This is a genomic window from Erythrobacter alti, from assembly GCF_037996805.1.
In the GTDB taxonomy this organism is placed as follows: domain Bacteria; phylum Pseudomonadota; class Alphaproteobacteria; order Sphingomonadales; family Sphingomonadaceae; genus Alteraurantiacibacter; species Alteraurantiacibacter alti.
On sequence record NZ_JBBNAX010000009.1, the window covers coordinates 47,818 to 68,160 of the forward strand.

The 20,343-nt window shown below is 60.3% G+C and carries 19 protein-coding genes; 8 read left to right on the forward strand and 11 right to left on the reverse strand.

The genetic code is table 11. From position 1 onward, the window contains the following. Positions 1 to 9: 9 nt before the first annotated feature. The gene (locus tag AAC850_RS12025) at positions 10 to 1,257 is read right to left on the reverse strand and encodes an MFS transporter (RefSeq protein WP_340589005.1); all 1,248 of its coding nucleotides are present in this window, start codon (positions 1,255 to 1,257) and stop codon (positions 10 to 12) included. 168 nt (positions 1,258 to 1,425) lie between these two features. Then, positions 1,426 to 2,274: an SDR family NAD(P)-dependent oxidoreductase gene (locus AAC850_RS12030; protein ID WP_340589006.1), complete on the reverse strand. Its 849-nt coding sequence runs from the start codon at positions 2,272 to 2,274 to the stop codon at positions 1,426 to 1,428. A 206-nt stretch (positions 2,275 to 2,480) separates the two neighbouring features. Between AAC850_RS12030 and AAC850_RS12035 the strand changes: the two genes are divergently transcribed. Next, positions 2,481 to 3,317: an SDR family NAD(P)-dependent oxidoreductase gene (locus AAC850_RS12035; protein WP_340589007.1), complete on the forward strand. Its 837-nt coding sequence runs from the start codon at positions 2,481 to 2,483 to the stop codon at positions 3,315 to 3,317. A 13-nt stretch (positions 3,318 to 3,330) separates the two neighbouring features. After that, complete coding sequence (locus AAC850_RS12040) at positions 3,331 to 4,113, forward strand: hypothetical protein (protein ID WP_340589008.1); 783 nt, start codon at positions 3,331 to 3,333, stop codon at positions 4,111 to 4,113. Positions 4,114 to 4,120: 7 nt separating this feature from the next. Here the strand turns inward: AAC850_RS12040 and AAC850_RS12045 are convergent, their stop codons facing one another. The 4 genes from AAC850_RS12045 to AAC850_RS12060 are packed head-to-tail and all read right to left on the reverse strand — an operon-like array spanning position 4,121 to position 9,387. Beyond that, the gene (locus AAC850_RS12045; protein WP_340589009.1) at positions 4,121 to 4,516 is read right to left on the reverse strand and encodes a nuclear transport factor 2 family protein; all 396 of its coding nucleotides are present in this window, start codon (positions 4,514 to 4,516) and stop codon (positions 4,121 to 4,123) included. Continuing rightward, positions 4,513 to 6,228: an FAD-binding protein gene (locus tag AAC850_RS12050; protein ID WP_340589010.1), complete on the reverse strand. Its 1,716-nt coding sequence runs from the start codon at positions 6,226 to 6,228 to the stop codon at positions 4,513 to 4,515. Before AAC850_RS12050 ends, AAC850_RS12045 begins: the two co-directional genes overlap by 4 nt. A gap of 19 nt (positions 6,229 to 6,247) precedes the next feature. Further along, positions 6,248 to 7,738 (reverse strand): class I adenylate-forming enzyme family protein, encoded by a 1,491-nt coding sequence (locus tag AAC850_RS12055; protein WP_340589011.1) that lies wholly within the window; start codon positions 7,736 to 7,738, stop codon positions 6,248 to 6,250. Next, positions 7,735 to 9,387 (reverse strand): aromatic ring-hydroxylating oxygenase subunit alpha, encoded by a 1,653-nt coding sequence (locus tag AAC850_RS12060; RefSeq protein WP_340589012.1) that lies wholly within the window; start codon positions 9,385 to 9,387, stop codon positions 7,735 to 7,737. Before AAC850_RS12060 ends, AAC850_RS12055 begins: the two co-directional genes overlap by 4 nt. 351 nt (positions 9,388 to 9,738) lie before the next feature. Between AAC850_RS12060 and AAC850_RS12065 the strand changes: the two genes are divergently transcribed. Genes AAC850_RS12065 through AAC850_RS12075 form a run of 3 tightly spaced genes read left to right on the forward strand, consistent with a single transcriptional unit; the run spans position 9,739 to position 12,068 of the window. Next, positions 9,739 to 10,947: a hypothetical protein gene (locus AAC850_RS12065; RefSeq protein ID WP_340589013.1), complete on the forward strand. Its 1,209-nt coding sequence runs from the start codon at positions 9,739 to 9,741 to the stop codon at positions 10,945 to 10,947. An 18-nt stretch (positions 10,948 to 10,965) separates the two neighbouring features. After that, positions 10,966 to 11,301, forward strand: coding sequence for a nuclear transport factor 2 family protein (locus AAC850_RS12070; protein ID WP_340589014.1), 336 nt, complete (start codon positions 10,966 to 10,968; stop codon positions 11,299 to 11,301). Further along, positions 11,298 to 12,068, forward strand: a complete 771-nt coding sequence (locus tag AAC850_RS12075) for a class II aldolase/adducin family protein (RefSeq protein ID WP_340589138.1) — start codon at positions 11,298 to 11,300, stop codon at positions 12,066 to 12,068. The genes AAC850_RS12070 and AAC850_RS12075 overlap by 4 nt, the downstream gene beginning before the upstream one ends. Positions 12,069 to 12,071: 3 nt before the next feature. Here the strand turns inward: AAC850_RS12075 and AAC850_RS12080 are convergent, their stop codons facing one another. After that, the gene (locus tag AAC850_RS12080; protein WP_340589015.1) at positions 12,072 to 12,923 is read right to left on the reverse strand and encodes an NAD(P)-dependent oxidoreductase; all 852 of its coding nucleotides are present in this window, start codon (positions 12,921 to 12,923) and stop codon (positions 12,072 to 12,074) included. 177 nt (positions 12,924 to 13,100) lie between these two features. Here AAC850_RS12080 and AAC850_RS12085 point away from each other — a divergent pair, with 177 nt between their 5' ends. Further along, positions 13,101 to 14,249: an acyl-CoA dehydrogenase family protein gene (locus AAC850_RS12085; protein WP_340589016.1), complete on the forward strand. Its 1,149-nt coding sequence runs from the start codon at positions 13,101 to 13,103 to the stop codon at positions 14,247 to 14,249. A gap of 13 nt (positions 14,250 to 14,262) precedes the next feature. Further along, on the forward strand, positions 14,263 to 15,183 hold the full coding sequence (locus AAC850_RS12090) for an acyl-CoA dehydrogenase family protein (RefSeq protein WP_340589018.1): 921 nt from the start codon (positions 14,263 to 14,265) through the stop codon (positions 15,181 to 15,183). Here the strand turns inward: AAC850_RS12090 and AAC850_RS12095 are convergent. Next, entirely contained in the window at positions 15,180 to 16,424 is a 1,245-nt protein-coding gene (locus AAC850_RS12095) for an MFS transporter (protein ID WP_340589019.1), read from the reverse strand. The genes AAC850_RS12090 and AAC850_RS12095 overlap by 4 nt on opposite strands. Positions 16,425 to 16,447: 23 nt before the next feature. Beyond that, positions 16,448 to 17,602, reverse strand: a complete 1,155-nt coding sequence (locus AAC850_RS12100) for a CaiB/BaiF CoA transferase family protein (RefSeq protein ID WP_340589020.1) — start codon at positions 17,600 to 17,602, stop codon at positions 16,448 to 16,450. Between the two features lie 37 nt (positions 17,603 to 17,639). On the opposite strand from AAC850_RS12100, the gene AAC850_RS12105 reads away from it, so the two are divergent. Then, entirely contained in the window at positions 17,640 to 18,887 is a 1,248-nt protein-coding gene (locus tag AAC850_RS12105; protein ID WP_340589021.1) for an acyl-CoA dehydrogenase family protein, read from the forward strand. On the opposite strand, the gene AAC850_RS12110 is transcribed toward AAC850_RS12105, so the two are convergent. Together AAC850_RS12110 and AAC850_RS12115 are read right to left on the reverse strand one after the other, a co-directional pair. After that, on the reverse strand, positions 18,884 to 19,438 hold the full coding sequence (locus AAC850_RS12110; protein ID WP_340589022.1) for a nuclear transport factor 2 family protein: 555 nt from the start codon (positions 19,436 to 19,438) through the stop codon (positions 18,884 to 18,886). The genes AAC850_RS12105 and AAC850_RS12110 overlap by 4 nt on opposite strands. Then, positions 19,413 to 20,339: an SDR family NAD(P)-dependent oxidoreductase gene (locus tag AAC850_RS12115; protein ID WP_340589023.1), complete on the reverse strand. Its 927-nt coding sequence runs from the start codon at positions 20,337 to 20,339 to the stop codon at positions 19,413 to 19,415. Before AAC850_RS12115 ends, AAC850_RS12110 begins: the two co-directional genes overlap by 26 nt. Positions 20,340 to 20,343 lie beyond the last annotated feature (4 nt).

Consider the following 20,343-nt stretch of genomic DNA (forward strand, 5'->3'; position numbering starts at 1 on the left):
CGCTGAAGGTCAGGCTGTTGCCTCGGCAGCCAGCAGGTCGGGATAGCGGCCTAGCGACATGAACATGACCGTCGAGACACCGAACAGCGGGATAATGCCCCATAGGATGGCGTCGTAACCGCCGAATATTTCGTAGAACGAATTGGCGATGAACGGCGCGACACCCGATGTGAATCCGAACAGCCCGCCAAGCACCGCAAAAAGGGTGGCGAACTGGTTGCGTGGGAAATGGCGCGAGACGAGGTAGGCGCAGGCATCGTATTCCGCCCCAGCGGTCAAGCCGAGCATGACGCAGGCGACCGAAGCGGCCAGCGGTGATTGGTCCGTGGCGAGGAAGATTGCCGCCGATCCGAGCGCACCTACTGCGCAGCCCACGGCGACATAGCGCCCGTCTATACGGTCGAGCAAAAAGCCGCCGAGTATCCGCCCGGTTATCGTGCCGATTCCGATCAGCCCAGCGATCTTGGCCGCGGCGATCAGCTCGAAACCTTCCTCCATCAGAATCGGCACGGCATTGATGCCAAGCCCGGTGGCGGCAAGAGAGTAGATGACCCCGGCGATCGAAAGGCGGATAAATTTGGGCGAAGCGAGATCGCCCAGTTTTCCTGCATGTTTTGCGGCGGGCGGCGGCTGGATTTGCGTCGGCTTTGGTGGCTCGTCCTTTGCAAACAGGAAGTAAACCAGCGGGAACTGGATGATGAAGGCAAGCGCGCCCAGGCCCATATAGGCACCTCGCCAGCCATAGGCTTCAATCAGGGTGGCCCCGAGGATCGGCACGAATGTCGATGCAATGCCCGTTCCCGAGAGCACAACTGCCAGCGCAAGCCCGCGGTTTGCCTCGAACCGTTGCGCAATCGCGGCAGTCCATACGCTGGGGTATACGAGGATCAGGGCGACCGCGAGCAAGGCATAAAGTGCCAGCCAGGAGACGATCGACGGCCCTGCCAATGCAATCGCTGAAAGCGCGATCGCAAAGCTGGGCACGCCGAGCAGGGCGATCTTGCGCGGCCCATACTTATCGACGGCCCGACCACCGAAAGCGGCCAGCAAAAGTGCGGTGATCGATGTGACCAGCGGCCCGGCGGATATTTCTGCACGTGACCAACCGAATTCTCGTTCCAGCGGTTCGAACATGACGCCCAGCGCATAGGGATGAACTGCCACCAGCGTCATGCCGAACAGGGCAGCCGGAACATTGACGCCGAAACGCCGCCATTCCTGCATATCAATGACTTGCGCAGAGCCCGTCGTTGCCATCGATCATCTCTCCCAATCGCGCCTGTTTTTCACAAACTTAGAATTAGTTGCGCACGACTGGACCTTTTCGTGTCCGCGCGCGAGGCTTTATGCCTAGGGCAATCAGCTTGGCGGGGATATGCCCATGCAGCCTGCTGTCGGCCTTTCCCGCCGTGGCGATGCCGCCCCTCAAATGCCCAGGTCTTCGAGAATCCCCTCGCTGGCTTCCCACAACTGACGGGCTGCCGCATCGTCGTGCGCTTGCGGCTGTGCTTCTGCCTCGGCGCAGTCGTGGAAATAGCGCCCCGGCTTCCCCCCGCATTCGGGCGAGGTGGCCATCCACGCGATAGTGCGCGCAGCGTGCTCGGGCGGATTGCCACCTTTGATTTCGAGATGTGAGCGCATCGATGCATCGCCGTAATTGTAGAAATTGCTGGCGATGATGCCGGGATGCATGGCCTGTGCAATAATGCCATCGCCCGAATGACGCCGCGCAAGTTCACGCGTGAACAGCAGGTTGGCCAGCTTGGCCTGACAGTAAGCCGCACCTGCTGAAAAGTTCTCCTCGAACTGCAGGTCGGCAAAGCTCATCGCCGGCATATATTCATGCGCTGACGATGAAACTGCAATCACCCGCACGCTCCCGGGCGGCGTCACGGCGGCGGTGCCGCGCAAAATCGGCAGCAAATCGCGGGTCAGCAGGAACGGTGCGAGGTGATTGGCGGCAAAAGTCGCCTCCAGCCCGTCTAGCGTCGCATATCTCTTGTCTCGTACACCGCCCGCATTGTTGACAAGAACATCGATCCGGTCGGTCAGCTTCGCAATCTCGCCAGCAACCCGCCGGACCTCGGCCATGGTATCAAAGTCCGCTCGCAGGAAATCAATCGTCACACCTTCGGCCTCGAGCTCGGCTTGTGTGTCCTCGCAGCGCTGCGGATCGCGACCCACACCAATGATGCGCCAACCTTGTTTGCCCAAAGCCACGGCGCTTGCCTTGCCGATCCCGGCGCTTGCACCGGTGATGACAGCTGTCTGCATGGTAGTTGAATCGCCCAAATCGTGGCTCCAATTCGCTGAACACAACGCCCCGTTGAGGTATTGCGCGGGCGATATGCGGTCAAACCGGCAAGCGCATATCGCTCCGGCGAAGTGTCTGGTTTGACGGCGCAATTGCTCAGCTGCATTGCTTGACGGATCAGGACTCGCAGCGGTTTTTCCGGCCTTTATCGACTTAGGAGCATGAGATGACACAGAAAGTCGCCGTCGTTACCGGAGCCAGTCGCGGCCTGGGCCGCGGGATTGCCCGCGCACTTGGTGGCAAGGGGATGGGCATCTACCTGACCGGTCGCGACGAGGCCGAACTGGAATTGGCAGCGGGCGAGGTCGATGCGGCTGGTGGAAAGGGCATCGCGATCCAATGCGATCATTCCGATGACACGCAGGTGAAAGCACTGTTCGAGCGCGTAGCCAGCGAGGCGGGAAGGCTTGATCTGCTCGTCAACAACGCGGCGGCTGTGCATCCGCAGGAACTGTCACGGCCTGGCCCGTTCTGGGAAAAGGACGTCAAGCTCGCGCAGATGATCGATGTCGGACTGCGCTCGAACTACATCGCCAGCCATTACGCTGCTCCCTTGATGTTGAAGACTGGTCCTTCGCTGATCGCGAACATAAGTTTCTACGGCGCGGCGAGCTATTTCCATGGTCCAGCCTATGGCGCGGCCAAGGCGGGGACCGACAAGATGGTTCACGACATGGGAATCGACTTTGTCGATACACCGGTCAGCGTCATTTCGATCTGGCCGGGCTATATCCTGTCAGACATGATCAAGGCGCTTCCCGAAGAGCACAAGACACCCGAGTTGAAAGCCATGCTGCCCGAATTCGAAACGCCCGAATTCACAGGCATGGTCATCGCTGCCCTGCTGGAAGACCCAGACCTGAAATCGCAATCGGGCAAGGCACTGATCGGTGCGCGCCTCGGACAGAAGTATGGCATTCGCGACCTCGACGGGAAGCAGCCGAAAGACTGGTCCGAACGCCATGGCGAACCGATAGCTTATTTCTCAGCTCAACAGTCCTGACGGAGACTAGCGAATGATCGAAGCCCATCTGGTGGTGCTGACCAATGCCGTTGAAGGCCGCGATGCGGATTTCAACGATTGGTATTCCAACATCCATGCACGCGACACCATGCGCATGCGCGGAGGGCTGGCCCAGCAGCGGTTCGTGTTCGCCGACGATCAGGTGCATGACTTCGCTGGTAAGTTTCCGGCCAGATACCTCGCGCTCTACGATGTGTATGACGTGAAATCATTCACCCAGGAGCATATCGATCGTGCCGGTACGCCTTACATGATCGTCGAGGACTCGCTCGACATGTCGCGGCTCGACGATTTCTTCTATTTTCCGCTTCATTATCGCGACAAGCGCCCGCGCGCCTTTGCCAAGTGCGGTGTTGTGCTCGAACAAATGCAGGTGAAGCCGGGTGAGGAAGAGGCTTTCCGCGCCTGGTATGGCGATACCTACATGGCCGAGCGGTTCAAACAGGATGGGATTGTTTCTGCGTCATTCCTCGGCTTTGAAGAATACGGCCAGATGATGCCATTCCCTCCGGGCCATAACCATGTGGCCATCTGGCGGATCGAGAATGACGGTGCCCGCGACCTCTGGCGCCAAAGCCATCCGCTGGCCGATTGCCCGCACCTCGAAGCGGACAAGACGGCGATCTCCTGTTGGGACATCGCCTCACGCCGCCTGATCAAGGACGAAGTGACCTATCCGGACTCCGCGTCACTCGCCAAAGAAGAAGCGGCGCGCGCGCGGATCAGGGCGCAGGATTCGGTCGTCAAAGTCGGCGAAAGGCGTATCAAGGGTTAACCCGCAATCAGGGCGATTGGAGCTTGGCAATCAGCGGCACCAGCTTTTCCATGACGAGCTGGACATTGAAATGTTCAGCCACAGACCGGATGCAATTATCCCGCATCCGGAAGACAAAGACGTAGGTATTGGCGTAATCCGTCCCGTCGATCAGCTTTGCCTTGCCGCGCACCTCGGCGACAACCCGGTCATCTTCTGCGGATATGGCATCCACGGTGAAGTGGATGGTTCCGTTGGTCAACTTGGCCAGCAACGGGATCGCGCTAGCATATTGTTCGTGCGTGAGTTCGCCTTGCGTCGTGGTCCACGCAGAAAAATCATCGGTGAGCAGCGCTTCTGGCAAATGCCCCGCTTCCAGCGCAGTGAAAAACTTACGAACGATCTCGTGGCCGGGATGCGTCACTCCGCAATCAGAGCGGCCGAGCCACCATTGCCTCGAAGCGCTTCTGCCGCACGCAGTCCCGAAAACACGCAATCGCCGAGCGACAGCCCGCTGACATAATAGTGAGAGCAAACGCCAACGGCGGTCCGCCCGGCAGCATAAAGGCCCGCTACAAGGCCGCCTTCGTTGGACCGCACCTGACCGGTTTCCTCGTCGACAAGCAGACCGCCCATGGTCAGCGCAGGGATCGGTGAGAGCTTGAGCGACGAGCCGATATCGGTTGCGTGGAAAGGCCCCTTATCGATCGTTCGGCGGTATTTTTCCGACTTGCCCAACGGATCAGGCTCGCCCTTGGCGATGCGCTGGTTGTAGGCATCGATAGTCGCCTGCATCTCTTGCGCCGGAATGCCGATCTTCGCTGCCAATCCTTCCAGCGTCGGAGCGCTGACCGTGTAATCCTTTTCGATCGCGCGGAACTGGATTTTCTGGAACAGCATCTTGTTCATGCTGGCAATTTCACTGACGACCATCTGGTGCAATGGCTCGTCCATGATCATCCAGCCCTTGCCGCCGCCTGTTTCGAACACCGCTTCGCCGGTTCGCGCTCCGTAATACTCCTCGCCCACAAGGCGTTTGCCATCGGGGCCAACTGTGCAGCTCTTCACCCAGCTTTCGGGCTGGTAGAGAAACTTCCATGCCGAGACCGTATCCAGCGAGCCGGTCGCACCGCCGACCGACATGCCAAGCTTGATGCCCGACCCGTCGTCGGCAATCGTTCCAAGCGGGTGCGAGGTGAGATAGGCTGGCGCGGTTTTCGCCATCATCGTACGGTTATAGGTAAAGCCGCCTGCCGAGAGTACCACACCCTTTCGGACGCGAATGCGAACGGTTTTCGCCTTCTCCTTTTCGACACTCGTAATCGTACTGTAGAGTTTTTCGGTCAAACCCATGATACCGGCGACGATATTGGCAGCCAGGCCCCATGCCTTCTTGTGCTTCCAGGCGGCGATGCCGGGCGGAATCCGGCGGACTTCGATGCCCACAACCCCGCCCGCCTCGTCGGCGATGAGCATTGTCGCGCGCGTCTGGCGGAAGAAGCGGACATTGGGTTTTGCCTCCATCGAGCGGATCAATGGCGGCAGCAAATACTGGCCGGAAAGCTTGGTCGGTTCGCCGCCTCCTTCCGGCTTGGCCCGATGGCCGCGCGGCGCAGGCGTAGCCAGCTCGCGGCCCGGAACGGTTAGCTCATTGCCCGAGTAATATAGCGAATGCTGATTGGGGTAAGACGTCTTCTCGTCGGTCACTGGTCCGCCGAACCGCGCGCCATATGTCTCGAGCCAATCCTGAAAGCGTGAACTGGCGTTGGCGAAGCGGCGGACAGTTTCGCTGCTAACGATATTGCCCGTCTCGAATTCCAGATACTTGGCCATGTTTTCCGGATCGTCTTCCACACCGGCCTCGCGCTGCGCCTTCGTGCCGCCGCCCATGTATATGACGCCGCCCGAAAGCTTGCTGGCCCCGCCGCCTTCGCCGCGATCGATGGCAATGACCTTGAGAGAGGAGTCCTCCGATGCGCGCAACGCGGCGCAGACCCCGGCGAGGCCGACACCAACAACGAGCACATCGCACTCTTCATCCCACGCCGCCTTATCAGGATCGGCGATGACTTCGGCTGGTTCAACCTCGTTCGATGTCGGTGTCAGGTCGCCGAGGAAACGGTTGTCAGGCTTCACGTTGGGTCACTCCGGTTGATTAGTCTGCGGCGACGTCCGCGAACAATTCGATGAGGGCAGGGCGGTGGACCTTGAAGGACAGTGTCTTGGGCAGCTCGTCAACGAAGCGCCAGTGGACCGGTACGTGGGTCGCCATCACATGTTCGCGAAGATGCGCCTCGACATTTTCGAGGCTGGGCTGGTCATGGCCCGGCTTCACCTGGATAGCGGCTCCTGGAACTTCTCCGAGGCGGCGGTCTTTCACGCCGACGACACCGGCGGCGGAAATATCCGGGTGGAGCAGCAGGGCTCGTTCGATCGTTTCGGGCAGCACCTTGAAACCGCCACGCATGATCGCGCCATCTGCACGCCCGCGGTGGTAGAGGAAGCCATCTTCGTCGATCATTGCGAGGTCTGACGTACGGATCCAGTCCGGCCCAATGCGCGGGCTGACGACTTCCAGCAGGCCTTCGGTACCCGGAGGTAGCTCATCGCCGGTTTCAGGATCGATTACCCGCAGCTTGGCGCCGCCGATCGCACGCCCGACGCTGCCGCGCTTCGAGCTGCCGAATTCCTCGACATCCTTCAGTGATGTCGCCGTCACCGGGCCGCCGAATTCGGTCGCGCCGTAGGAGATCAGGATCGGAACATCGTAATATTCCTCGAATGCCTGCTGCACCGAGGGGTCGAGCGGCGCGGCACCTGTTCCGATACCCATCAACCCGCTCAGTTCTTCCTTGGGGACCTCGGCATCAAGCACCATTTGCACACCAGCCGGCGGCAGTCCCGCCATCTTGGGCGAGTGGCGTTTGATGTAGTCGCGCCAGCCTTCGATGTTGAACCTGTCCAGCAGCACGGCGCGATTGCCGCGCACGAAGGTCGGAATCGTCGAATAGATGCCTGAAATATTACCGATAGGCATGTAGAGCAACAGCGGCGGCTGGCTGCCAGCGTCTGCCACCTGCTGGTTGCCGCTGGTGCCGCCTGCGAGCAATTTGTCGATCATCTCATAGGCGACGGGAAATTGCTTTGGTGGCCCCGTTGTGCCGCTGGTGAGGATCTCGACCTTGGGTTCACCGGATGGCGCAAATGCCACATCAGAGCGTACCGTCTCTGCCCCTTTGACAGATTTCGCCACCAGGTCGTCGATCGCGATTCCGGCGTATCCATCGGCCCGCAAGGCCTCGACAACGGCTTCGGAAAACTCCTGGTCGGCGGCGATAACCAGCGGAGCGGCAAGGCGACGGATGTCGCGCACAATGCCCGTTGGCGACTGGAAGGCGTAGACCATGCGGACCGTCCGCCCCTGTGCCAGCAACGCCAGCAGAACCGCCACGGCCCAGGGCCGGTTTCGCGGAATGAAAGTGACCGGCGCATCGGCGGGCACGCCGCTCTTGGCGAGCAGGTCTTCCAACTGGTCGCGGACCTTGCGAAGATCGTCCCAACCGAACCACTCACCCTCGAATTCGACAACCTGCGTTCCACCAGGACGCGCAAGGGCTTCCGCGCAGAGCCGGGGTATTTCGCTCACTCGCCTTCCTCCAGGCCGAGCAAGTTTTCATATTTGTCGTGCCATGCGCGGATAATCGATTCCTGATAGGCGGAATAGATGACGTGCGCCGGCATTTTGGTACGCAAGCCCTTGTAGACCTGCGTGACATTGTCGCTGTCCTGGTCGAGAATTCGCGCAAGTGTGCCCATTTCCTCGGCATCGGTCCATGCCTGGTCAGCGTCCAGCATACGCAGCGGCGCTGCTTCCGGCTTGGGCTTGTCCTTTGGCCAAGGGGCCAGCAACATGATGTCTGCAATACACTCGTCATGCCGGTCGCCGTTGGGGCGGAAGCGGTAGACGATCCGCGCCCAGCCGCCCCAAGGGTGGAAATTGGGGAACAGGTTGTTGAAGCTTTGTTCGACCAGCTCGTGGTCGGAATATTCGTCCACCTCGTCACCGATCAGGCTGCGCAGATATTGCTTGTTCATATCCGCCACCATGCGGAAAGTTTCGAGCGTGCGTTCCGGCGGAACCTTGATCCCGCGCTGGATACTTGACCCCGGCGCGCTGGCATGGCCGAGCCGGCTCCAATTGCCGAACACGTCATATCGCGTCTCGGCGAGATCGCCGCCCTGCAGCAACAATTGCGGGTGGGTTGCAACCGAGTGATAGGCTTCGAGAAAAGCCTCCATCATCAGCTTCCAGTTGGTTTTCACCACCTTGCCGACATGAACGGCCTTGTAGCGGTTTTCGAGCCGCACCTTCTCGTAATGCGCGAGCATTTCCGGTCCGGCATATTCCTCGAACGAAATCGCATCGGGATCGGGGTTGATGAAAACGAAGCCGCCCCAGCGCGCGCTGTTCACTTCGGTCATCCCGCCCACTTCCTGCCGGACCTTGGGGAAATCCCATTCGCAGGTCAGGTCACGCAGCTTGCCGTCGATCCCGAAACTCCAGCCATGGAACGGACAGCGAAATCCCTCGGCACGCTTGCCGTTGTGAGTGCAAAGGCGTCGGCCGCGGTGCGGGCAGGCGTTGACGAAGGCCTTGATCTCGTCCTCCGCGCTGCGGGTGATGATGAATTCAAGATGCGCGATCTTGTAGAGAAAGTGATCGCCCACCTCGGGGATATCATCCTCGCGGCAGGCCATCTGCCAACTCTTCTTCCACATGTGCTCGACTTCGAGATCGTGGTATTTTTTGTCGATGAAGCGGGCCACATTCACGTGCTTGGGTCCGCCTGGATAGGGAGCTTCCTTGCGGTAGACGTCGGGCAGCAGGTCGGGCTGGCGCTCGTTATCGGTAAAATATTCCTGCGGGATATGCGCTGCCGAGCGCATGCCAGCTTCGGTTTTCAATCCCGGATCTGGTTTATAGGGCGCGATGATCTTGGGGCGCTGGGTTCCCTCCTTATCGCTACCGCCGCGAGCGAGGTTTTCCTTAAACATCTGCTCATGTTCGGGGGTTGGAGGAAGCAGCGACCAGAAGATGTCCTTCGCTGCGTCCATCGTCGGCCCGCCGATGAAGCGCAGCATGTGCGGATCGGCTTGCGTCAGATCGCCTTCGATATAGCGGCCATCCCAATGGAATAGGCCGCTCTTGCCCGCGTCCTTATCCTCCACGCGAACCATTCCACCTTCAACCTCTTGATAGACCGCTCCGGTAAAAGGGTGGGGTTCGCAGCGCATCACATTCTCCGTCATTGGGCATTATCCGGCGTCGGTGTGCCGAACTCTTTTGGCGAATGTGCAGGGGCGATACGCGCGAGCGCAACTGTTTTCGGGCGATACCGGACATTGAACGCGGCAGCGATGGACGCGTGCCTTGTCCGAGTGCTGAGGCAAACTGCTATCGCCTGCGCGATAGCCGCTGGGCGATGCTGTTCTGCACCTGCCAAAAGAGCTAGTCGATCAAGCAAGCACTTCGGGGAGAAGGTACACGTGCTGCGCAGGGCGATATTGCAGTTGGCGCTGGCGGCGTCTGGCCTGACGATGCACGCGGGCGTTTTAGCACAGGACAATCAAGGAGTACCGGAAGCGATGAGCGAAGTGGACGAAATGTCTTCCGAAGCGATTCCCGTCGTTGAAGGCTGGGACACGATGATTGATGGATTGCGCGATCTGCCGCAGCAAATGCTCGCCCGCCTTCCCGAAGAGCAGCGCCATGATCCGCAGGTCCGTCAGGAAGTGGCACGGCTTGCGCTGTCTGCGCTCGGTTCGGTCACGCTCGATACGCTGGGCGGCGATCCTGATTTCCCGGTCTTTCTCCCGACAATCGGGCAAGTGCTTGGTGTCGGCCAGCCCAATGCCGATACGATCTATCGCGCGGCACGAATTTCCTCCGATGGAATTTACCGCCTCACTGGAACTCGAGGCTCTCTGAACCAAGCGGTGATCGGACAGGTCGTTCCGCGCAATGCGGAAACCGGCAGCGGCCGCGCGCATCTCGATATAAATGCGCTCTCGGTTGATGAGAACGACCGCTTCGAAGTCATGATCAGCCCGGACCGCCCTGCCGACTGGAGCGGCGAATGGTGGGAACTGCGCCCCGCAGCCAACCGGTTGCTGTTGCGTCTGGTAAGCTACGACTGGGCGAATGAAGTTTCGCCAACACTCGCCCTCGAGCGCCTCGATATTCCGATGCGTCGCTCACGCGTTTCCGCCGAAGTGCTGGAACAGCGCCTACGCGCCATGCCGCACGCGATGGGCATTCTCGGACCTATGTTCGTTGACCACGTGGAGGAACTACGGAGCGAAGGTTTCGTCCATCGCTTCAAGAGTTTCGACATCACTTCTGCGGGCGGGCTCGAAGGCCAGTTCTATTACGAGACGGTCTACGAGCTGGGTGATGATGAGGCGCTGATAATAGAGACCGATATCCCCGAAATCTGCCCCTATCGCTCGCTGATCCTGACCAATGAGATCTACGAGACGACAGATTGGTACAACAATCATTCCAGCCTGAATGGTCACCAGTCCGCGCCAGACAGCGACGGTCGCTGGCGCGTCGTCGTGAGTGCGCGCGATCCCGGTGTGCGCAACTGGCTCGATACGGCCGGCTATCCCACCGGGATGATCCAAGGGCGGTGGACGCACTGTAGCGATACGCCGATCCCCTCAATCACAAAGGTGGCGTTCGACGCCATCGCCGAACATCTTCCGGAAGATGTTGCCCGCGTCACTCCGGAAGAGAGGGATGATATCTTGCGCGCTCGCCGGCAAGCCATGATGCAGCGGCCGCATTGGTAATTTCTAGGAGAAGAGCGAATGAGCGCCGAACACCTTGCCCGTACCTATTATCGCAATATCAACGCCAAGGACCTCGAAGGCGTGCTGGCCCTGTTTTCGGACAACGCCACCTTCAACCTTCCCGACGGACGGGTCGTGGTCGGCAAGGATAACTTGCGCGATATGTACACCCATGTCTTTGCGCAGGGCGGCCCACAGCCCAGGCCCGTGAATATCGTGGCCACCGATACCGATGCGGCCGTGCAGGTCGAAGTGACGCTTTCCGATGGCACGACGCTTCACATGGCGAGCTTTTTCGCGATGGATTCTGCCGATACCTTTGATGCGGTTTCTGTCTACCAGCGGGGTCGCTGACCTCACTTCAACAATCGGGGACAAACGCGATGGACCAGATCGAAAGAGGATTGCGACGCGAACTGGCAGCCGCCTATCGCCTTGTCGCGCTGCTCGGCTGGGACGATCACGTTGCCACGCACCTGTCGGCCCGCCTCCAAGATGGCTCGTTCCTGATCGTGCCTTTTGGACTGATGTTCGCCGAAGTGACCGCCGGAAACCTCTTGCGCGTGGCAATGGATGGCACGGTTATTTCACCTGTTGAAGGGCCTCTCAATGCTGCAGGATTCAACATCCACGCCGGACTTTACGAAGCGCGCGCTGATGCCGCATCGATTATGCATTTGCACACGCACGACGGGGTGGCCGTCTCTGCCCTGAAGGACGGTCTGTTGCCACTGAGCCAGACTTCAATGCTGGTTCTGCCCGATGTCGCCTATCACTCCTTCGAAGGCATCGCGGACCGCGTGCAGGAGCGCGAAAGCCTTGCGCGGGATATAGGCGACAAGAACCTGCTGATCCTGCGCAACCACGGTACGCTGGCGATGGGCGCAACCATCGCCGACGCCTTCTATCGCCTCTACACGCTCGAATGGAGTTGCATCACGCAAATGCGCGCGCTTGCGGGCGGACGCGAATTGCAGATGCCCGATCCTGCTGCCGCAGCGTCAGTCGGAAATGCGCTCGACTGGACGCACCCGGATCGCTTCTCGGTGAGGGCGTTCTGGCCCGCCATGCTGCGCAAGGCCGAGCGCGCATGTCCGGACTTTGACGACCTTTCGAACTAGGAATTACCGCTCGGTCAGTTCCTGTGCCGCGCGGTCCATCCGGGCAAGCAGCACCTCGCAGGCATCCTGAAGCGCAGTCATGGCGACATCGCCGGGGTCGGCAAGCTTGGCCGAGAGGCGCACGTCCTTTTCGAGCAAATCGCGCAGGTCGCGCACGCTTTCGGGTGTCTGACCTTCGCGCAGGCCCATCATGCTCGGCACCACTTGCAACGCGAAACTTTGCGCCGACCCGCGTTGTAGTGCCTCGCGCAATTGCTCCCGGTCGAAATCGAGTTGCACGCCAAGGTCGAGGATGGAGGCCGACAACCCATAATTGGCAATACAGGCGAGGTTATTGAGCAATTTGCCGGTCAAGCCGCGCCCCACCGGACCAAGATGCGATGTCGTTCCGAGAGCATCGAGCCAGGGTTGCGCGCTCGCAACAACGTCATCGTCCCCGCCGACAAACAGCGATAGCTTGCCTTCCAGCGCATAGTGAAGCCCACCCGATACGCCCACATCGATCACGCTGACGCCGTGAGAAGCCGCTTCGTCAGCAAGCGTTACCGCCAGTTCGGGCGTGACGGTGGAAGTGATGATGAAAATCCCGCCTTCTCCCTGCGCGGCGAAGATCGTTCCATCGGCAGTAAGGTCGCGCAATTGTTCATCGGTGCGCACGCAAATGCCCACGATATCCTTGCCGCGCGCTGCCTCGACCGGATCAGGCTCGCGCTCGGCACCTTCCTCGTCGAATGTCTCGAGAGTGGGAGGATAGATATCGCAGCCGGTTACCTTGAAGCCTTGCATTGCCAGCCGGCGCGCGATCGGCATTCCCATCTGGCCGAGGCCGATAAATCCGACAGTGGTATCCGACATTTCCGGTGAACTCCCAATTGCAGATTGCAAAACACTTTAGCGGTCAAAAGTGGTGCTTCAATGCAAGGCAAACCCGCCAACGCCCGATATCGGTCCGGCGTTGTCCGTGTACAGAGACTTTATTCGCGCCTTCGCTCGGCTATGCTGGATGCTGCAAATCATCGGGCATATTCGGCAATGGACTTCACGTGGACCCCAGAGGAGGAAGCTTTTCGCGAACGCTTGCGGAGCTTTCTTGCACAGACCCTGCCCGAAGATTGGGAGCGATTTTCGCAGCATGGGCCCGCCTCGCCTGCGCTGACTGAATATGCCGCGACGTTTTGCGGAAAGCTGGCCGAAGACAATCTCCTGACACCGCATTGGCCCACCGACATCGGCGGACAGGGTCTCGACCCGTGGCACCAGACGATCCTTGCCGAGGAAATGTGGATCGCGGGCGAACCGCGCGGCGGGCAATATATGAACGTCAATTGGATCGGCCCCACGCTGATCAAATATGGCAGTCCGCAGCAGCAGGAACGCTATTTGCCACCGATCGCAGAGGGGCGGGCCCTGTGGTGCCAAGGGTTCTCCGAACCGGGTTCCGGCTCCGACCTCGCCTCTTTGCGCACCAAGGCAGAGCGCGACGGCGAAGACTATGTGGTAAATGGCCAAAAGATCTGGACCAGCTATGCCGGACTTGCCGACACCTGTTTCCTGCTCGCGCGCACCAGCGAAGACCGCAAGCGGGGCATCTCCATATTCCTCGTGCCAATGGATACGCCCGGCATCACAGTGCGCCAGATCCCTTCGATCATAGGTGAAGGTGATATTCACGAGGTCTTCTTCGACGACATGCGCATTCCCGCCAGCGCACGGCTGGGCGAGGAGGGGCAGGCCTGGGAGATCGTCGCATATTCGTTGCGTAACGAGCGGCTCGGCATTCCGCGCTATTCACTGGCACGCGCAGCCCTCGACCGGGCGGTGATGATCCTGAAGGACCAGGGCGAGTTCGGGCGCGACGCCGTACGGATCGAGGCAGCAGAGGCCGCGGCATTGTGCGAAGCGGCTCGGCTCGCCAGCTATGCCATCGTCAGTCGGCGCACGGCTGGAGAAGTGATCGGGCAGGAAAGCAGTTCGGCACGGTTCGCCACGGTCATGTGCGAACGGCGGGTAGCAGAGTTTGTCGCCGAGCATTTACCTGAAGCACTGGCCGATGCGCACCCCTATCTGAAGATGCACCACCAGCGCGCTATCGTGGCCGGTATTGCGGCGGGATCGGCAGAAATCCAGCTCAATATCATCGCCAGCGACGTGCTGGAATTGCCGCGGGAACCCAGACAATGAGCGAGGCGCGTTGATGGATCTTTCGCTTAACGAAGACCAACGTGCCATTCTCGATGCGCTCGACGGGCTTTGCCGCCCGTATCAGGATGCGCCGCTGCACGATGCTCCGTTGACAGCGATTAGCGAGAAGCTCGATGCCGAGATCGCCGAAGCAGGATTTCTCGACGTGGCAGCTGATCCTGATCTCGGAACGGTCAGCGCGGCGGTTATTGTCGAGCGACTAGCGCGCCTGCCCTATGCCACCGAAGCAGCGGCAAGCGCTTTTTTCCGGCCCTTACTCGGAGAAGTTGAAGGCCCGATCTGTATCGTCGACAGAGCGCGCACGCCGCGAATGCTGCGTTACCTCGTCCCCGGTGCCACTGTGTTGGTGGTTGAGGACTCGCGCGTATCGGTGTTCACCGCGTCGCAGGACCAGCTGCGCGCTGAGCCCGACGCGCTTCTTGGCTATCCGGTGGCAAGCTTGCTCGAAATCCCTGACGAGCGGCAGGTTTGCGATATTGCCCCGATCGAGGCGCGCACGCGCTGGCAGGCGGCGATTGCGGCAGAAACTGCGGGGCTGCTCGCGGCGGCGCTCGCCTCGACAGTCAGCCATGTCAGCGAACGCGAGCAGTTCGGGCGCAAGCTGGCGACATTCCAGGCCTTGCGGCACCGGCTGGCAGAGGCGCAGGTTCTAACCAACGGCACCTACTGGTTGTCGATGAAGGCAGCGGCCACGCTCGACCCTGCCGATGCGGCCATGGCCGCGAGCTATGCGCAGGAAGCAGCGCGCAGTTGCAGCTATGACTTTCACCAGTTTCTTGGCGCAATGGGCATGACGCTGGAGCACCCGCTCCACATGTGGACCTATCGCCTTAAAGCGCTGGTAGGCGAACTTGGCGGGCGCAAGGCCAATGCGGCGCGCGCGGCAGACGCGCTGTGGGGAGCAGCGAGCTAGCTCTTTTCGTTCCCAAAGGCAGGCCTTGGCAGCGAGCCAAGGCACAGCACGCTCACCGCCATGCAGCCGATCGAAATCCAGAAGAACTGGTCGTAATTTCCGGTTCGATCGAATGTGTTGGCGGCAAACAGTGGACCGGTTGCAGTGCCGATCGATAGCGCCACCAGCAGCCCGCCATAAAGCGCGCCAAAGGCTTTCAGCCCGAAATGGCGCGTGGCGAGATAGACGATCACGTCCACCTCCGCGCCCACGGTAAGCCCGATCAGTGCGGCAGACAGGAAGGCCGCGTCAGTGCCGAGGTAGAGAAAGCTGAAGCACGCCATGATCGGCAAGCAGAAGATTGCCGCGCCGACATAGTTGGCAGGCAGCCTGTCGAGCAGGAAGCCGGTGCCAAGGCGACCGAATATCGCAAAGATTCCGATCCAGAATGCCAGCGCGCCAGCCTGTGTCGCTTCCATCCCGCTATCTGTCTGGATGGCGATGAAGTTCACTACCAGCGCCAACGCCACGAAAGTGAACAGCACGCTGGCGATAAGCAGCCGGACATAGATCGAGCTTTTCAGCCCTTCGACAAAGCCAAGCCCCTCAGCATAGCCGGGCGCGGCAGCGGCGGCGACTTCCTCGCCCTCATGCACATGCGCCTTCACATCGCGCGCGCCGCGGAAGAACAGCATGATCACAGGCAACGCGATGGCGGCCCAGATTGCAGCCTGCAGCATCATTGCTGTCTGCCAGCCATGCGCGGCAATCAGTTCGGTACCGAGCCATGGAAACAAGGCCTGCGCCACAGATGCACCGCATAGCGTGATTGCGAAAGCGAGCCCGCGCGACGCCTCGAATCTGGTAGCTACAGCGGCGGTCCAAATTGTCGCCTGTACGGGCAAGGTGGCAAAGGCGAGCACGGTCCACAGCAGATACCAGCGCCACTCATCCGCTGTGCTGGCGAAGCCGATCAACGCGAAGGCTGCGCAAAGCAATGCTACCCCGGCAATCCCGATGGGACGCGGCCCCACCCGGTCGACCAGCATCCCGATCGGCACGGCGAATAGTCCCGAAATCAGGGTGGCTATCGTGATGCCAAAGGTGACGGTCGAGCGCTGCCAGCCAAACCCTTCGCTGACTGGCACGACATAGGGGCTGAGGCCGTAGATATGGATGACGCTGGTCGCATAGCCGAGCGCCGCCGCAATCGGCAGCGTCCAGAATTTGCGCCATTCGGTACCCGCGGTTGCTGCGGTCATTTCCTGCTCCCCTCAGTCCCGTTTCAGCTCTCTTCGGCTTCTTTCAGGATTTGTGTCGTATGCTCACCCAAATGCGGCGTCGGCCCAGCGACCTTGCCCGGCGTTTGCGAGAACCATGTCGGAACACCGGGATACCGAATTACGCCGACATCGCTATCCACCTCCTCGAAAAAGCCGATGGCATTGAGGTGCGCATCGTCGAAAAGATCATCGGTCGCTTTCACCCGCGCGCAGGGTATTTGCAATGGCGTGAGGAAATCGAGCCAATCCTGCGTGGTCCGTCCTGCGAATGTCTCTCCAAGCAGACCATAGATCCGGTCGATATGCTTCGCCCGCTTCTTGAGGGTATCGAATTCCTCGCTTTGCCATTCGGGCCGAAGCGCCCCCATGAAAGCATTCCAGTGCTTGTCGTTATAGACCAGCGCCGCGATGTACCCGTCCTTGGTCTTGTAAGGCCGACGGTTCTTCGAGACGGCGCGATGGTAGTGTGCCGGGCCGAGCGGTGGGTCGAATAATTTGCCGCTGGCGTGCTCCACCAGCATGAAGCTGCTCATCGCCTCGAACATCCCGACTTCGACTTCCTGCCCTTCTCCTGTCTGTGCACGGTGAAACAGGGCAGCGAGGGTGGCGTAGAGCGCGTGCAATCCGGCGATCTTGTCTGCCATGATTGTTGCGGCAAAGCCGGGCTCGCCATTCATCAGGCCCTGAACATGCGGTATGCCGCATTCGGCCTGGATCGTATCGTCATAGGCGGGCTTGTCGCCATCTGGTCCGCGGCGCGAATAGCCATAGCAATTTGTGTAGACGATATCGGACTTGATCGCCTTGACCGCATCATAGCTGAAGCCGAGCTTGTCCATCGCCTTTCCGCGCATCGAATGGATGAATACATCGGCGCCGGCGATCAATTTGCGCAGCGCCTTGCAATGTGCCTCGCTGCGCAAGTCCAGCTCCACGCTTTTTTTGCCGCGGTTCACATTGGTGAACACTCCGCCGAGATCTTCCGTAGGGCCAGCGTTGATAAAGCGCGTCGCATCTCCGCCGGGTTGCTCCACCTTGATCACTTCCGCGCCGAGATCGGCCATGATCTGCGTGGCGTATGGCCCGAACACCATTGCGGTCAGGTCGACCACCCGGATGCCGGCGAGCGGCCCTGTGTGCTGTTGTGCATCTGTCATTGCAATGCCGCGCTATCGCATGGCCGAGCATGTGCCAATGCATCAGCCAACTTCGCTGTGCCGATATCGCGCGGGCGGGCAATTCCCCTTTGCCGGGCGAAACCCTATGCAGTCCGACATGGACTTTGCACTTTCTCCCGACCAGCAGGAAATCCGCGACGCGGTGCTGCGGATTGCTGCCGGTTTTTCCGGCGATTACTGGCTCGAGCGTGATGAAGACGGGCAATTCCCGGTAGAATTCCATCGCGCAATGGCCGAAGCCGGGTGGCTGGGCATCGCGATGCCCGAAAGCGTTGGCGGCGCGGGGCTTGGCATTACGGAAGCCGCCTTGATGATGCAGGCGGTCGCCGAAAGCGGTGGCGGCATGGCGGCGGCGTCCAGCATTCACGGGCCGGTTTTCAGCTTGGAACCGGTTGCGCGCTTCGGCAATGAAGAACAGCAACAGCGGATGATTCCGCCGATCCTGTCCGGCGAGGAGAAGATGTGCTTCGCGGTGACGGAGCCTAATGTCGGCCTCGATACGACCAAGCTGAAAACCCGTGCTACGCGGGTCGACGGGGGATACCGTGTTGATGGCGAGAAGGTCTGGATTACCAACGCCCATGTTGCGGATCGGATCATGCTGCTGGCGCGCACGACGCCGCTGGAAGATGTCGAGAAGAAAACTCACGGCCTCTCGCTCTTCTTCACCAAGCTCGACCGTGAAAAGGTCGAAACGCGTCTGATCCCCAAGATGGGCCGCAAGGCCGTTGGCTCCAATACCTTGTTCCTCAACGATTTCTTCATCCCAGAGGAAGACCGGATCGGAGCCGAGGGCGATGGCTTCAAGATCATTCTTCAGGGCCTCAACCCCGAACGCATCCTGCTTGCCGCGGAAGCTGTCGGCATTGGCCGCGCGGCGCTGACCAAGGCGGCGACCTATGCGAAGGAGCGTGTGGTTTTCGGGCGACCTATCGGCCAGAACCAGTCGATCGCGCACCCTCTGGCCAAGTGCTGGATGGAACTGGAGGCGGCGAACCTCATGGTGATGAAGGCAGCCAGCGTTTTCGATGCTGGCGGAGATTGCGGCGCAGACGCCAATGCCGCAAAATACCTCGCCGCCGAAGCGGGCTTTTCCGCCTGCGAGGCAGCGGTGATGACGCATGGCGGAATGGGCTACGCCAAGGAATATCATGTCGAGCGCTACATGCGCGAGGTCATGATCCCGCGCATCGCCCCTGTCAGCCCGCAGATGATCCTGAATTACATCGCAGAACGCGTGCTGGAATTGCCCAAGTCCTATTAGGGAATATTGGAGGGACGCTTGTTCACCAGCGGACGGATGTAAGATACGTCCTCGCGCGAACGCGACCCCCTGCCATTATCGTCGATCCCCGGAACGTCACCGAACGGTAGCGGCAGGGCAGGGGGCATGGATGACCATTCGATGGCATTGGTCCGCATTGCGATCCTCCACGCACCGCCACGCTTCTCAAGCCGGTCGACATAACGTCCGCCCGCCAGCATCACCGTCTCGTCCGTATTGCGGGCTACAAAGAGGTAATAGGTCTCACAATGCGCGGTATGGCCGACGATTTCGCATGTGTGGTTGAGCAGGTCGTGCTGGGTTAGCACCTGCATCTGGCTGTGCATGGCGAATGACCAGTCAGCCAGCTCGGCAGGACTGCCCACGAATGGCCCTGCGGCGATTTCGGCATCTTCATGAAAAGCTGAAAGGAAGATGTCGCGATCAAGGCGATCAAGTCCGCGGCTGAAGCGGGTCAGGCAATCAAGGATGTCCTGCCGGTCGATCAGCTGCTGGATGCGCTGGTCATCCATTGGCGGACCTTTCTTCATGCGCCCACTTGAAGCTTTCTCCCAAGTGGTCGGCCATGCCGCTGGGGTAGGGTGGGAAAGTCCATTGCTCGGCAGGGTCGCGGATTTCGTCGATCCGTGCAGCGATGTCCTCTACAGACCATTCCGGCTGGAACACGCCCTTGGTTTCGGTCGTGAATGCGCGCGCCATGCGTCCGGCTGCAGCAATCAGGTGCTCGCCTGTCAGTTCACAACTTTCGTGACAAAGCCAGGCCACCATCGGAGCGACAAGTTCGGGATCCATTGGCGGGTAGGCGCTGGTATCAAGGCCATCGGCCATGCGCGTGACTGCGGCAGGGACGATAGTATTCGACCGGATGCCATGCTCGCCGCCTTCCAGCGCGATCACGTTGTTGAGCCCCATCAGCCCAGCCTTGGACATGCCATAGTTGACCGTAGTCTGGCTGCCGTAGAGGCCACTGCACGATGATGTCATGACCAAGCGGCCATATTTGGCTTCAATCATGTGCGGCATGGCGGCGCGGGCCAGGTAGAAGCCGGCGCGCAGATGGACGTCGATAACGGCGTTGAAATCCTCGTCGCTCAATTCGGCAATCGTTCCGTAGCGCACGTTGCCGGCGTTGTGGACGAGGATGTCGATCTGGCCCCATTTGTCGAGCGCGCATTGGATGATCGCTTTTGCCCCTTCGGGTGTCGCCACGCTTTCGGTGCAAGGTACCGCCTCGCCGCCCCCAGCCACGATCTCGTCCACCACTTCCTGCGCCGGATTGGAAACGATCTCGTCCCCGCGTTGCGCACTGCCATTGTCGTTGACTACGACCTTGCAACCGCGCGCGGCCAGCAGGAGGGCATAGGAGCGGCCAAGGCCCCGTCCTGCTCCGGTTATGACGGCAACACGTCCGTCGTATCTGAGTTCGCTCATGAAT

Coding starts and splice junctions, on each gene's coding strand:
- AAC850_RS12060 (WP_340589012.1), bottom strand. CDS start 9,387: ATGCGCTGCGAACCCCACCCTTTTACCGGAGCGGTCTATCAAGAGGTT.
- AAC850_RS12105 (WP_340589021.1), top strand. CDS start 17,640: ATGCATCAGCCAACTTCGCTGTGCCGATATCGCGCGGGCGGGCAATTC.
- AAC850_RS12115 (WP_340589023.1), bottom strand. CDS start 20,339: ATGAGCGAACTCAGATACGACGGACGTGTTGCCGTCATAACCGGAGCA.
- AAC850_RS12030 (WP_340589006.1), bottom strand. CDS start 2,274: ATGCAGACAGCTGTCATCACCGGTGCAAGCGCCGGGATCGGCAAGGCA.
- AAC850_RS12085 (WP_340589016.1), top strand. CDS start 13,101: ATGGACTTCACGTGGACCCCAGAGGAGGAAGCTTTTCGCGAACGCTTG.
- AAC850_RS12100 (WP_340589020.1), bottom strand. CDS start 17,602: ATGACAGATGCACAACAGCACACAGGGCCGCTCGCCGGCATCCGGGTG.
- AAC850_RS12070 (WP_340589014.1), top strand. CDS start 10,966: ATGAGCGCCGAACACCTTGCCCGTACCTATTATCGCAATATCAACGCC.
- AAC850_RS12040 (WP_340589008.1), top strand. CDS start 3,331: ATGATCGAAGCCCATCTGGTGGTGCTGACCAATGCCGTTGAAGGCCGC.
- AAC850_RS12035 (WP_340589007.1), top strand. CDS start 2,481: ATGACACAGAAAGTCGCCGTCGTTACCGGAGCCAGTCGCGGCCTGGGC.
- AAC850_RS12110 (WP_340589022.1), bottom strand. CDS start 19,438: ATGAAGAAAGGTCCGCCAATGGATGACCAGCGCATCCAGCAGCTGATC.
- AAC850_RS12080 (WP_340589015.1), bottom strand. CDS start 12,923: ATGTCGGATACCACTGTCGGATTTATCGGCCTCGGCCAGATGGGAATG.
- AAC850_RS12025 (WP_340589005.1), bottom strand. CDS start 1,257: ATGGCAACGACGGGCTCTGCGCAAGTCATTGATATGCAGGAATGGCGG.
- AAC850_RS12065 (WP_340589013.1), top strand. CDS start 9,739: ATGAGCGAAGTGGACGAAATGTCTTCCGAAGCGATTCCCGTCGTTGAA.
- AAC850_RS12095 (WP_340589019.1), bottom strand. CDS start 16,424: ATGACCGCAGCAACCGCGGGTACCGAATGGCGCAAATTCTGGACGCTG.
- AAC850_RS12090 (WP_340589018.1), top strand. CDS start 14,263: ATGGATCTTTCGCTTAACGAAGACCAACGTGCCATTCTCGATGCGCTC.